The organism is Cryptosporangium japonicum (assembly GCF_039524755.1).
GTDB lineage: Bacteria > Actinomycetota > Actinomycetes > Mycobacteriales > Cryptosporangiaceae > Cryptosporangium > Cryptosporangium japonicum.
Map to the genome: position 1 here is coordinate 264,588 of NZ_BAAAGX010000009.1, position 9,889 is coordinate 274,476.

At 71.0% G+C, this 9,889-nt stretch carries 14 protein-coding genes and 1 riboswitch; of the genes, 6 read left to right on the plus strand and 8 right to left on the minus strand.

Annotation, left to right across the window (positions count from 1 at the left end):
* Positions 1–6: 6 nt before the first annotated feature.
* On the plus strand, positions 7–834 hold the full coding sequence (locus ABD437_RS12655) for an alpha/beta fold hydrolase (protein ID WP_344648970.1): 828 nt from the start codon (positions 7–9) through the stop codon (positions 832–834).
* Here ABD437_RS12655 and ABD437_RS12660 read toward each other — a convergent pair.
* The 3 genes from ABD437_RS12660 to ABD437_RS12670 are packed head-to-tail and all read right to left on the minus strand — an operon-like array spanning position 831 to position 2,997.
* Positions 831–1,973, minus strand: coding sequence for an RNA polymerase sigma factor (locus ABD437_RS12660; RefSeq protein WP_425558140.1), 1,143 nt, complete (start codon positions 1,971–1,973; stop codon positions 831–833). The two genes, ABD437_RS12655 and ABD437_RS12660, sit on opposite strands and share 4 nt — an antisense overlap.
* 47 nt (positions 1,974–2,020) lie before the next feature.
* Entirely contained in the window at positions 2,021–2,365 is a 345-nt protein-coding gene (locus ABD437_RS12665; protein ID WP_344648971.1) for a YciI family protein, read from the minus strand.
* Positions 2,362–2,997: an SRPBCC family protein gene (locus ABD437_RS12670; protein ID WP_344648972.1), complete on the minus strand. Its 636-nt coding sequence runs from the start codon at positions 2,995–2,997 to the stop codon at positions 2,362–2,364. The genes ABD437_RS12665 and ABD437_RS12670 overlap by 4 nt, the downstream gene beginning before the upstream one ends.
* A gap of 68 nt (positions 2,998–3,065) precedes the next feature.
* Between ABD437_RS12670 and ABD437_RS12675 the strand changes: the two genes are divergently transcribed.
* The 3 genes from ABD437_RS12675 to ABD437_RS12685 are packed head-to-tail and all read left to right on the plus strand — an operon-like array spanning position 3,066 to position 4,913.
* Complete coding sequence (locus ABD437_RS12675; RefSeq protein WP_344648973.1) at positions 3,066–3,545, plus strand: cupin domain-containing protein; 480 nt, start codon at positions 3,066–3,068, stop codon at positions 3,543–3,545.
* A gap of 44 nt (positions 3,546–3,589) precedes the next feature.
* Positions 3,590–4,486 (plus strand): hypothetical protein, encoded by an 897-nt coding sequence (locus ABD437_RS12680; RefSeq protein ID WP_344648974.1) that lies wholly within the window; start codon positions 3,590–3,592, stop codon positions 4,484–4,486.
* Positions 4,487–4,544: 58 nt separating this feature from the next.
* On the plus strand, positions 4,545–4,913 hold the full coding sequence (locus ABD437_RS12685) for a hypothetical protein (RefSeq protein ID WP_344648975.1): 369 nt from the start codon (positions 4,545–4,547) through the stop codon (positions 4,911–4,913).
* Here the strand turns inward: ABD437_RS12685 and ABD437_RS12690 are convergent.
* On the minus strand, positions 4,900–6,174 hold the full coding sequence (locus ABD437_RS12690; protein ID WP_344648976.1) for a DUF1479 domain-containing protein: 1,275 nt from the start codon (positions 6,172–6,174) through the stop codon (positions 4,900–4,902). The genes ABD437_RS12685 and ABD437_RS12690 overlap by 14 nt on opposite strands.
* Before the next feature lie 96 nt (positions 6,175–6,270).
* Here ABD437_RS12690 and ABD437_RS12695 point away from each other — a divergent pair, with 96 nt between their 5' ends.
* On the plus strand, positions 6,271–7,347 hold the full coding sequence (locus ABD437_RS12695) for an ROK family transcriptional regulator (protein ID WP_344649033.1): 1,077 nt from the start codon (positions 6,271–6,273) through the stop codon (positions 7,345–7,347).
* On the opposite strand, the gene ABD437_RS12700 is transcribed toward ABD437_RS12695, so the two are convergent.
* Both ABD437_RS12700 and ABD437_RS12705 read right to left on the minus strand, forming a co-directional pair.
* On the minus strand, positions 7,331–7,645 hold the full coding sequence (locus ABD437_RS12700; protein ID WP_344648977.1) for a DMT family transporter: 315 nt from the start codon (positions 7,643–7,645) through the stop codon (positions 7,331–7,333). The genes ABD437_RS12695 and ABD437_RS12700 overlap by 17 nt on opposite strands.
* Positions 7,646–7,659: 14 nt before the next feature.
* A riboswitch (guanidine-III (ykkC-III) riboswitch) is annotated at positions 7,660–7,729 on the minus strand.
* 18 nt (positions 7,730–7,747) lie between these two features.
* Positions 7,748–8,197 (minus strand): MarR family transcriptional regulator, encoded by a 450-nt coding sequence (locus tag ABD437_RS12705; protein ID WP_344648978.1) that lies wholly within the window; start codon positions 8,195–8,197, stop codon positions 7,748–7,750.
* A gap of 60 nt (positions 8,198–8,257) precedes the next feature.
* On the opposite strand from ABD437_RS12705, the gene ABD437_RS12710 reads away from it, so the two are divergent.
* Positions 8,258–8,644, plus strand: coding sequence for a tautomerase family protein (locus tag ABD437_RS12710; protein WP_344648979.1), 387 nt, complete (start codon positions 8,258–8,260; stop codon positions 8,642–8,644).
* Here ABD437_RS12710 and ABD437_RS12715 read toward each other — a convergent pair.
* Together ABD437_RS12715 and ABD437_RS12720 are read right to left on the minus strand one after the other, a co-directional pair.
* Complete coding sequence (locus tag ABD437_RS12715; RefSeq protein ID WP_344648980.1) at positions 8,634–9,155, minus strand: mycothiol transferase; 522 nt, start codon at positions 9,153–9,155, stop codon at positions 8,634–8,636. The two genes, ABD437_RS12710 and ABD437_RS12715, sit on opposite strands and share 11 nt — an antisense overlap.
* A complete protein-coding gene (locus ABD437_RS12720; RefSeq protein ID WP_344648981.1) occupies positions 9,155–9,886 on the minus strand; it encodes a VOC family protein in 732 nt (243 codons plus the stop codon). Before ABD437_RS12720 ends, ABD437_RS12715 begins: the two co-directional genes overlap by 1 nt.
* Positions 9,887–9,889: the final 3 nt, after the last annotated feature.

Genomic DNA, 9,889 nt, shown 5'->3' on the forward strand with positions numbered 1-9,889 from the left:
ACGACGATGGAAGACCCGGCACGACTCGGAACCAGCATCCGGCCCGACGGCCGCACGCTGGCCTGGAGCGAATGGGGGCCGGCGGACGGACGCCCGGTGCTCCTGTTCCCCGGCGCGGCGACCAGTCGGTGGCTCGGCCTGGCCGAAGGCGTTCCGGATGCACTGCGCGTCCGTCTGATCTCGGTGGACCGGCCCGGCCTCGGCGCCTCCGACCCCGCTCCCGGCCGGTCGCTGCTCGACTGGGCCGACGACGTCCGAGCGCTCGGCCTCGACCGCCCGGCGGCGATCGCGTACTCCCAGGGCGCGCCGTTCGGTCTGGCCTGCGCCCACCGCGGGGTGATCTCGGCGCTCGCGGTGGTCGCCGGCACCGACGAGCTCGCGGCACCCGAGGTCGCCGATCGCCTGCGGCCCGACGTCCGGAAGCTGGTGCAGTTGCCGGAAGCCGAAGCCCGGGAAGCCTTCGCCGGTGTGGCCAACCCCGACACCATGATCGAGATGGTGCTCTCGATGAGCTCCGACGCCGATCGGGCGATCTACACCGAACCGTCGTTCGCGGCCGCGTACCGCCGAGCCCTGACCGAAGCGTTCGTGCAGGGCACCGACGGGTACGTGACCGACACACTGTTGTCGATGACCCGGTGGCCGTTCGACCCGGCGGAGATCCGGGTGCCGGTGACGCTCTGGTACGGCGCGCGCGACACCAGCCCGGTGCACTCGCCGGACTTCGGGGCGTCGCTGGCCCGACGCATCCCCGGCGCCGCCCGTCACCTGCTGCCCGACGAGGGCGGGGCACTGCTCTGGACCCGCGGCTGCGACATCGTGAGTGGCCTCTAGGAGAGCTCACGCTCCAGGAAGGCCCGTTCGGCGGCGTTGCTGGTGAGCGCGAGCGCACGCGCGTACTCCACGCGGGCTTCGGCGTCGCGGCCGCAGCGACGCAGGAGGTCGGCTTTGGTCGCCGGGAGGTACTGGTACCGCGCGAGCGCGCCGCTCGCTTCGAGCGGCTCCAGCGCGGCGAGCCCGGCCTCGGGGCCGGACACCATCGCCACCGCGACCGCCCGGTTCAACGCCACGACCGGCGTCGGCCAGACGCGCGACAACGCGTCGTAGAGCGTCACGATCTGCGGCCAGTCGGTCTCGGCGTAGGTCGGCGCCTGGGCGTGCAGTGCCGCGATCGCGGCCTGGAGCGTGAACCGGCCCGGCGGGCCGGCCCGGAGCGCGGACAGCACCAGGCGGTCGGCTTCCGCGATGAGCTCCCGGTCCCAGGCCGACCGGTCCTGGTCGGCCAGGCGGAGCAGCCGGCCGTCGGCATCCGTGCGGGTGCTCTCCCGGCTCTTGTGGACGACGAGCAGCGCGAGGAGCCCGGCGACCTCGGCCTCGCCCGGCAGCAGCGCGTGCAACATCCGGCCCAGATCGAGGGCACGGTCGGCCAGGTCGACGCGCACGAGCGTGCCGCCCGAGGGCGCGGTGTGACCGGTGGTGCCGAGCAGGTGGACGGCGGTCAGCACGTCGTCGAGCCGGGCCGGTAGTTCGTGCGGTTCCGGCACCCGGTACGGGATCCGCGCCGCGGCGATCTTCTTCTTGGCCCGCGTGATGCGTGCGGCCATCATCGGCTCGGGAACCAGGAACAACGACGCGACGTCGGCGGTGTCGACCCCGCACACCAGGCGCAGCGTCAGCGCGACCCGCGCTTCGGGAGCCAGAGCGGGATGGCAGCAGGTGAAGACGAGGCGGAGCCGGTCGTCGGGCACGGTCTCCCCCTCCCGTTCGATCAGCAGTGGCAGCTTCGAGCGCAGCGTCCGCTCACGCGCGAGCGCGTTCAGGGCCTTGTTCCGCGCCGCCGTGGTGAGCCAGGCCCCGGGCCGGGAGGGCACCCCGTCGCGTTCCCACGCGACCAGCGCCGAGACGTACGCGTCCTGGACGCACTCCTCGGCGAGGTCGAGATCGCGGGTGACGCGCACCGTCGCGGCGAGCACCCGGGCCCACTCGTGGCGGTGCGCGTCCGCGACGGCCTGCTCGGTGCTCAGCCGAGCACCTGGAAATCGATCAACGGACGCACCTCGACGCCGCCGGTGACGATCGGCGTCAGCCGGGCCAGCTCGAGCGCGTGGTCGAGGTCGCGGGCCTCGAGCACGTAGACACCGGCCAGCGCCTCCTTCGTCTCGACGAACGGGCCGTCGGTGAGCAGGCCACCGCGGATGGCCGTGGCCGTCGACGGATCCTGGAAACCCAGGCCGGCGACGACGCGGCCGCCCTTCTCGGCGATGCGATCCGGGAGCGTCAGGTGCCCGTCCAGAACCGGCGGGGGTAGCTCCTCCGGGGGCACGGCCTCGTAGATGAAGACCGCGTACTGGGGTTTGCTGCTCATGCGGACACCGCCTCGGTGGTGGCCAGGCTGTCGAGCCAGGCGTGCCAGTCGTCGCTCTGGTGGAAAGTGTGGACCGAGACTGCGACCGAACCGTCCCACGCGTCGCGGCCGAACACGCGGATGATCACGTCGTCGGCGCGGAGGCCCAGGAAGTGGGGGCTCTCGTAGTAGACCGGGCCGCGGTCACGCACGCGGGCGCACACCTCGGCGAACGACCCGGGCACGTCGACCTCCCGGCAGCGGGCCGGTCGACCGGCGAACCAGCGCAGATAGGCCTCCAGGCTGCGCAGGTAGAAGTCGGTGTGCGCCGCGCACTGCGCGTAGACGACGTCGTCGGCGAAATCCGGGCTGGTGTGGGTGAAGTGCAGGTGCGTGCCGGCGCCGGCGGGCTCCAGACGCAGATCGAGCTCGTTGAACCAGCCGTGCTCGTTCTCCGCCCGGGTGCGGAAGTGCCGCCCGGGCAGCCAGGCGGTGACGAACCCGCCGCCCGGCGTGAGCCCGCGCTCGGTGCCGCCGAGCCGCGGCTCGTAGTCGACCTGCCACTGCCAGGCGGCGGTGTGCCGGGTGATCGCGTCCCAGGTGGTCATGGGGTCGGCCGGAAGCGTGCCGTCCCAGCGATAGGTCTCGGGCATCGTCGGTCTCCGTTTCGTTCGAAGCGTTCTGTCAGTGACGACCGACGACAGCGACGAAAATCGACAGCATGAGTTATCCACCTCCGCGGTACGACGGAGAACACGGGGAACTGACCGCGACCTATCGCCGGCCCGACGCGAAGCCGGAGCTGACCTACCCGAACGGCAACACCGTGCACTACCTGGCCACTCACGAGTCGACCGGTGGGCTGTTCGGCCTCTACCGGTGGGACATGGGGCCGGAACCGAGCGGTCCGGGGCCCCATTTCCACCGTTCGATCGCCGAGTCGTTCTACATCCTGTCGGGCCGCGTCCGGATCTACGACGGCACGCGCTGGATCGAAACGTCACCGGGTGACTGGGTGCACGTGCCCATCGGCGGCGTGCACGGCTTCCGCAACGAGTCCGGCGAACCGGCGTCGATGCTCCTGCACTTCGCCCCCGGCGCCCCGCGCGAAGGTTACTTCGAGGGCCTGCTCGACTTCGCCGCGATGTCCCCGGAGGAAAAAGCCGAGTTCTACCTCCGCCACGACAACCACTGGCTCTAGCCACCATGCGCCCGCGCCGGTCGTTACCGCTCTTCTGGCACGTCATGGCCATGGTGGGCCTCGCGGTGGTGCTGCTGGCCGCGGTCGCCTCGCTGCTCTGGGCGGCGCTCGGCGCTCCGCCCCTGACGTCATCCGGCGCCGCCAGACCCCTGACGGCCGCCGAACGACTCGACGCGCTCAAGATCTGCATCGCGGTGGTCGGCGGCCTGGGCGGCGTCGTCGCGCTGACCGTCGCCTACCGCAAACAGCGCGACAACGAGGCCGCCGAGCGCCGAGAGCAGACGCGCGTCTTCAACGACCGGTTCGTCGCCGCCACCAGCCAGTTCGGTGACGGCAGCAGCGCGACGACGCAGGTCGCGGGCGCCTACGCGCTCGCCGGCCTCGCCGACGACTGGCCGGACGGCCGCCAGATGTGCATCGACGTGCTCTGCGGTCATCTCCGCCTGCCCTACCAGGGCGACCCCGACGCCGACGACTACTCGTACGAACGCCGGGAGGTCCGCCGCATCATCTTGCGCATCATGCGCGACCACCTCCGGGAAGGGCACGCGACGGTGTCCTGGTCGGAACACCGGTTCAGCTTCGAACGCGTGGTCTTCGATTGCGGAGACCTGTCGAAGGCCCACTTCAAGAACACCAGCGTCAGCTTCCATCGCGCCCGCTTCCTGGCCGGAACCACCGAACTGAACGGCATGGTCTTCGAGAACACGTCGGTGTACCTGACCAAAGCCGTGTTCGGCGGCGGGCGGGTGGACTTCACCGGCACGGCGTTCGCCGGGCACCGCACCAGTTTCGCCGGCGCGGTGTTCGGTGGCGGCTCGGTGACGTTTGTGGACGTCGACCTCGGCGAGACCGAGCTGGTGCTGGACGACGCCGTCTGGACCGGGGGCGCGGTGGACTGGGGGCCGGTTCCGGCGCTTCCGCTACGGCCGGGTGCGTAGGGCGGGATACGACCGGACGTGGACGTCGTCGGGGCTGGAATTCGCCAGTGTCGAACGCATGACGAAATCGCGGCTCGTTCTCGGCGGTGCCCTGCTCGTGGCGTGCGTCGGCCTGGTGATCGAGTTCTTCGCCGGCGTGGTGGACTTCCCGACGATCCCGCCCGGGCCGTTCATCCTGGGCATCTCCGGGATCGTGGTGCTCGCGCTCGGCCGGGCGCGGTGGCCGATCGTGCTCGGGTTCGTCGCCGCCCTGTTCCTCACCGTCGGCGGGCTGATCGAGGGATCGGTGTGGCACCGCATCGCCGACCCCGGCCAGACCGCCGACTGGATCGGCGTCCTCCTGCAGTGGCCCAGCCAGGTGGTGGCGCTGGTCGCGGGCGCACTGGCGATCCGGCAGGCCTACTTCCGCCGGCTCAGGCCGGTGTGACCGCCAGCCCGAGACCCCGACGGCCGATGGCGGAGAGGTCGTCGGCCTGGAAGCGGTTCGACCAGGAGCGCTCGTAGTGCTCCTCCGGGAAGTCGCTCGGGCTCGACCCGCTGAGGAACGCGTCCCGCACCTGCACCGCGTACTGCTCGTTACGCGGGCACCACGGCGCGGCCGGGATGTACATGACGTTGCCCCAGCCCTGCTGGTTCTCCACCGGCGCGACGCTGTGGATCATGTCGCAGTGCCACCAGACCGAGTCGCCGGCACCGACGTCCGGGATGCCGCTCAGCGCCTCGATCAGCAGCGGGTGCCACTTCTCGCTCGCCGGGAAGACCTGGTTCACGGTGACGCCACACATGTCGTCGTCGGGAACGTCGGGGAGCAGCGGACGCAGCATCAGGTAGGCCATCGCCGCCGGAATCGGCACGGTGTGCAGCACACCCTGGTCGTGCGCCATGTCGGAGAGCGCGGTCCAGCCCTGGAACGTGCGGAACACCGAGCACATCGTGGACCCCGGGTACTGCGGGCCGGCCGTGCGGTACGCGGCGTCCCACGGGTCGTACTCCTCGATCGAACCGTCGAACAGGTGCCGGAACGCCTGCTGGTAGGCCTGGGTCATCCACAGGTCGAGCGTCCCGGGGTCGAGGTGCGTGCCGAGCCCGCCGGAGGTGGCACCCGGCGGGCGGCGGCGGATCCGGTCGGGGTAGAGCGAGTCACGCTCGGGGTCGAACCACTGCGTGCCCTCGGACTCGTGCTTCCACTGACTGTTCAAGAATTTCTGGACGGACGCCATGCGGACGCTCTGGCGCGCCTGCATCTGCGCCGGTGACCAGTAGATCGGGTAGATCTCGGGCTTCGAGCCGACGCTGCCGAAGAAGTCGTCGCCGGGGCCGCGGTAGTTGTCGAAGAACTCGTTGCTCTCGACGTAGTCGACGATGCTCTCGTCCCAGGCCAGGGCCTGCTCGCGGGGGAAGTGTCCGCGCACGACCAAGCAGCCGCGGCGGCGGAGTTTGGCCAGGTCCGCCGGTGTGACCGTGCCGGCCTCGATGTCGGCGTAGTCGATCACCGGCCAGATCGTCTCGCCGCGCTCTTTGGCCGCCTTGATGTCGTCGACCTCGGCTCGCAGGTGCTTCTCGACGACGGCGAAGACCTCTTCGACCGAGCGGCCGGAGGCGGCGATCTGCGCCCGGAGCGCGGCTTTGATCTCGCGGGTGGCGGCGGCGAGATCGGTCGGCTGTTCTTCCCAGTGCGGCAGGGCCATGGCGAGGCTCCTTCTAGATAAGTCTCCTTACTTGTATTAGACGGGCTCGTCGCGTTCTAGGCAAGGGTCTTGCCTAGAATCGTTGCCGTGGACTCGATGGAGCTCGTCCGCTCGGCGACCGACGAGCACGTGCTGCGTGCGCTGATGCGTCACCGGCGGCTGACCCGGGCGGAGCTGGCGATCGAGGCGGGGATCTCGAAGCCCACCGCCGGGGAGAGCGTCCGGCGGTTGAGCCTCGCCGGGTTGCTCGTCGACACCGGCGAACGCACCCCCGGCGGACGCGGACGCGGGCGGGTCGGGACGTACTACGCGCTGGCCGGCGGGGTGGGCACCGCATTGGCGGTGAGCATCGCGCCCGAGGGCGTGGTGGCCGAGTGCGTCGACGCGTACGGGGACGTGGTGGCCCGGGCCGAACACGAAGTGGCCCGCCCGGCCCGCCCCGAATCGGTAGCCACCGCTCTCCAGCAGGCCGCCACCCGAGCCACCGCCGCAGGCGCGGTGCGCCTGGCCGTGGTCAGTGCGGCGGATCCGGTCGACCGGGCCACCGGGCGGATGATCCACCTCCCCGACTCCCCGTTCCTCCTCGGCGAACTCGACCCGCTCCACCTGCTCGCCCCGCTCGTGACCGGGCCGATCGTCGTCGACAACGACGTCAACTGGGCCGCTCGGGCCGAACGCGACGGCTCCGCCGACTTCGCGTACCTGTTCCTCGGCGAGGGCCTCGGCTGCGCGATCGTCAGCGACGGCGAGGTGCGTCGCGGCGCGAACGGCCTGGCCGGCGAGGTCGCGCACCTGCTCACGACCGGCCCGGACGGCCGCGCGGTGCGCTTCATCGACGTTTTCGAACCGCTCGGCCTGCGCCGCCACGACTCCACCGCCATCGACGTCGACCGGCTCCTCGCGGCGGGCGCGGACGTCCACGCCACGCTGGGCGAGGCGGTCAGCGGCGTGCTCGCCGCCCTACTGGCGCTGGCCGATCCGGAGCACGTGATCATCGGCGGCCCCTGGGGTGCTCACCCGGCCGTGCTGGACGCGATCACCGCCGCGGCCGCGCACGAACCGCGGCCCGTCCCGGTTCGGGCGCCGACCGTTCTCGACGAACCGTCGCTGGCCGGCGCCCGCCGGGAAGCGTTGGAACTGCTCCGCACCACGATCGTCAGTGGAACACCTTGAGCCCGACGACACCGCACACGACGAGCAGCAGGCACAGGATCCGCGGCAGGCTGGCCGATTCACCGAGCGCCAGCATGCCCACCAGTGCGGTACCGACCGCGCCGATACCCACCCACACCGCGTAGCCGGTGCCCACCGGGATGGTGCGGAGCGCGTACCCCAGCCCGGCCATGCTGAGCAGGAGCGCCACCGCGAAGATCCCGGTCGGCCAGGCGCGGCTGAACCCCGCGCTCTTCTCCAGAGCGACCGCCCACACCGTCTCGAGGACGCCGGACACGACGAGTACGAGCCAAGCCATGACAACTCACCTCAACGGCGGTCGTCTTTTCCGGGCCGGGTACGACACGCAACTCGTCCGGGATCACCGCGTTTGCGGCCTCAGTTAACACCGTAGCAACGTTCAGCCGTCCTCGGCTGTGACTCCGGTCGCCGCTTCGTAGGCCAGGAACGCGTCGACGACCAGGCGCTGTTCGGCCGGGCTGAGCGGCGCCAACGCGGTGCGCCAGGCCGCAGCGCCCGGCTGCAGCCACGCCTCCACCGCCGGCCGCACGTCCGACGCGATGTCCACGATGCGCCGTCGACGGTCGTCCTCGTCCTCACGCCGATCGAGTACGCCCTTCCGACTCAGGTCACCGACGATCAGGCTCACCGTCGTCGGCGCCAGCTCGAGCCGGTCGGCCAGCTGGGACACCGTCTGCGGCCCGTCGAGCAGCAGCAACGACAGCAGCGAGAGGTGCCGGGGCGCCAACTCGGCCGAGCGGAGCGGCTCAGGCACCGCGATCTTCTTGATGCGGCCGATGATCCGCGGCATCACGAGCAGCAGTTCCCGGACGGCGTCATCCGTTGACACTGCCCTGCCTCCTCAATACCTTTGTAATCAAAGCTAATTTGTTCTCAAAGGAGAGTCGACGTGCCGCACCTCCTCGTCCACACGCTCGACCGCGACCTGGACGGCCGGGAGGCCGACCTCATCGCCACGATCACCGACGCTATCGTCGCCGTTTACGGTGACTGGGCCCGAGAGCACGTGGTGGTGCAGCTGATCGGTGTCCCGCCGGGCCGCTGGGGCGTCGGCGGGAAACCGGCGGTGAACCCGGCTCCGCGCGTGATGTTCGGTATCCGCGACGGCGTGTTCAGCCGGCCGGACGGCCCGGAGATCCTCGGCCGGCTCGCCACCGGCGTCACCGACGCCATCGCGACCACGATCGGCGAGCACGTCCGGAAGGGCACGACAATCGAGTTCGTCGGCGCCCCCGACGGCCGCACGGCCATCGGGGGCGCACTGGTCACGTACTAGGCGGGTCTTCGCCGACCAGACCGTCGACGCCCTCGCGGATCAGGTCGGCGTGCCCGACGTGGCGTGCGTACTCCTCGAGCACGTCGGCGAGGACGCGGCGCAGGCTCGGCTGCACCCCGCTCTCGGACTTCCATCTGGTCAGCTGGTCGACGCCGCCTTCCTCCAACGCGGCGGCGACCGCCGCGCGGGACCGGGCGACCGCTCCGTCCCAGAGCGCACGCAGTTCCTCCGGGGAGTCGTCGGCCGCCGAGCTCCACTCCCAGCCGTCACCGTCGTAGGACTCCCACACCGCGGGATAGTCGCCGCCACGCAACCGCACGGTGAAGTACTGGTCCTCCACCAGCGCGAGGTGCTTGAGCAACCCGCCGAGCGTCATCGTGGACGCACCGACGGTGGAGTTCAGACCGGCCGCGTCGAGACCGCTGCACTTCCAGGCGAACGTGGCCCGCTGCCGGTCGAGCGAACCGAGCCAGGTCTCGGCTTCCGTACCCGCGACCGGCGGCTCGACCATCACGGCACCGTCAGGCAGAACGGGTGCCCGACCGGGTCGGTGAACACGGCGAAGCCGTTGGCGTCGCGGTTCACCAGCTTCGCCCCCAGTTCCACGACGCGGGCCTCGGCGTCGGCCAGGTTCTCCACCGCGATGTCGAGGTGGGCCTGCTGGGGATGCTGCGGATCGGGCCACTGCGGCGGCGCGAAGTCACCGACCGGCTGGAACATGACGTTGTACTCGACGCCACGGTGCCCGGGGCCGGTGATCTGCGCGCCGTACTCACCGTCGTAGGTGACCTCCATGCCGGTGACCGCGGCGTAGAAGCCGGCCAGCGCGGACGCGTCGGGCGCGTCGATCGTCACCGCGTAGAGATCCATCGCGGGCCCGACCCCGTCACGCTGACAGATGTCGAACGGGTGCCCGGCCGGGTCGGCGAGCGTGATCCAGGTGGCGCCGTCGCTCAGGTGCGTCGCGCCGAGTTCGACCGCGCGCTTCGCGGCCTCCTGGTACCCGTCGACCAGCAGATCGAGGTGGAACTGCTGCGGACGCTCCTGCCCGGGCCACTGCGGCGGCACGTGATCGGGCGCCAGCTGAAAGGCGACCTCCTTGTCCTCGGGAGTCCGCATCGCGATCCAGTCGGAATCGGTGCGGGCGACCCGCCAGCCGGCGAGTTCTTCGTAGAACGACGCGAGCTTCCCGATGTCAGGCGCGTCGAAGGCGATTACTTCCAGACGTCCCACTCCAGTCATGCC

Coding starts and splice junctions, on each gene's coding strand:
- ABD437_RS12655 (WP_344648970.1), top strand. CDS start 7: ATGGAAGACCCGGCACGACTCGGAACCAGCATCCGGCCCGACGGCCGC.
- ABD437_RS12665 (WP_344648971.1), bottom strand. CDS start 2,365: ATGAGCAGCAAACCCCAGTACGCGGTCTTCATCTACGAGGCCGTGCCC.
- ABD437_RS12670 (WP_344648972.1), bottom strand. CDS start 2,997: ATGCCCGAGACCTATCGCTGGGACGGCACGCTTCCGGCCGACCCCATG.
- ABD437_RS12675 (WP_344648973.1), top strand. CDS start 3,066: ATGAGTTATCCACCTCCGCGGTACGACGGAGAACACGGGGAACTGACC.
- ABD437_RS12680 (WP_344648974.1), top strand. CDS start 3,590: ATGGCCATGGTGGGCCTCGCGGTGGTGCTGCTGGCCGCGGTCGCCTCG.
- ABD437_RS12685 (WP_344648975.1), top strand. CDS start 4,545: ATGACGAAATCGCGGCTCGTTCTCGGCGGTGCCCTGCTCGTGGCGTGC.
- ABD437_RS12690 (WP_344648976.1), bottom strand. CDS start 6,174: ATGGCCCTGCCGCACTGGGAAGAACAGCCGACCGATCTCGCCGCCGCC.
- ABD437_RS12695 (WP_344649033.1), top strand. CDS start 6,271: ATGGAGCTCGTCCGCTCGGCGACCGACGAGCACGTGCTGCGTGCGCTG.
- ABD437_RS12700 (WP_344648977.1), bottom strand. CDS start 7,645: ATGGCTTGGCTCGTACTCGTCGTGTCCGGCGTCCTCGAGACGGTGTGG.
- ABD437_RS12715 (WP_344648980.1), bottom strand. CDS start 9,155: ATGGTCGAGCCGCCGGTCGCGGGTACGGAAGCCGAGACCTGGCTCGGT.
- ABD437_RS12720 (WP_344648981.1), bottom strand. CDS start 9,886: ATGACTGGAGTGGGACGTCTGGAAGTAATCGCCTTCGACGCGCCTGAC.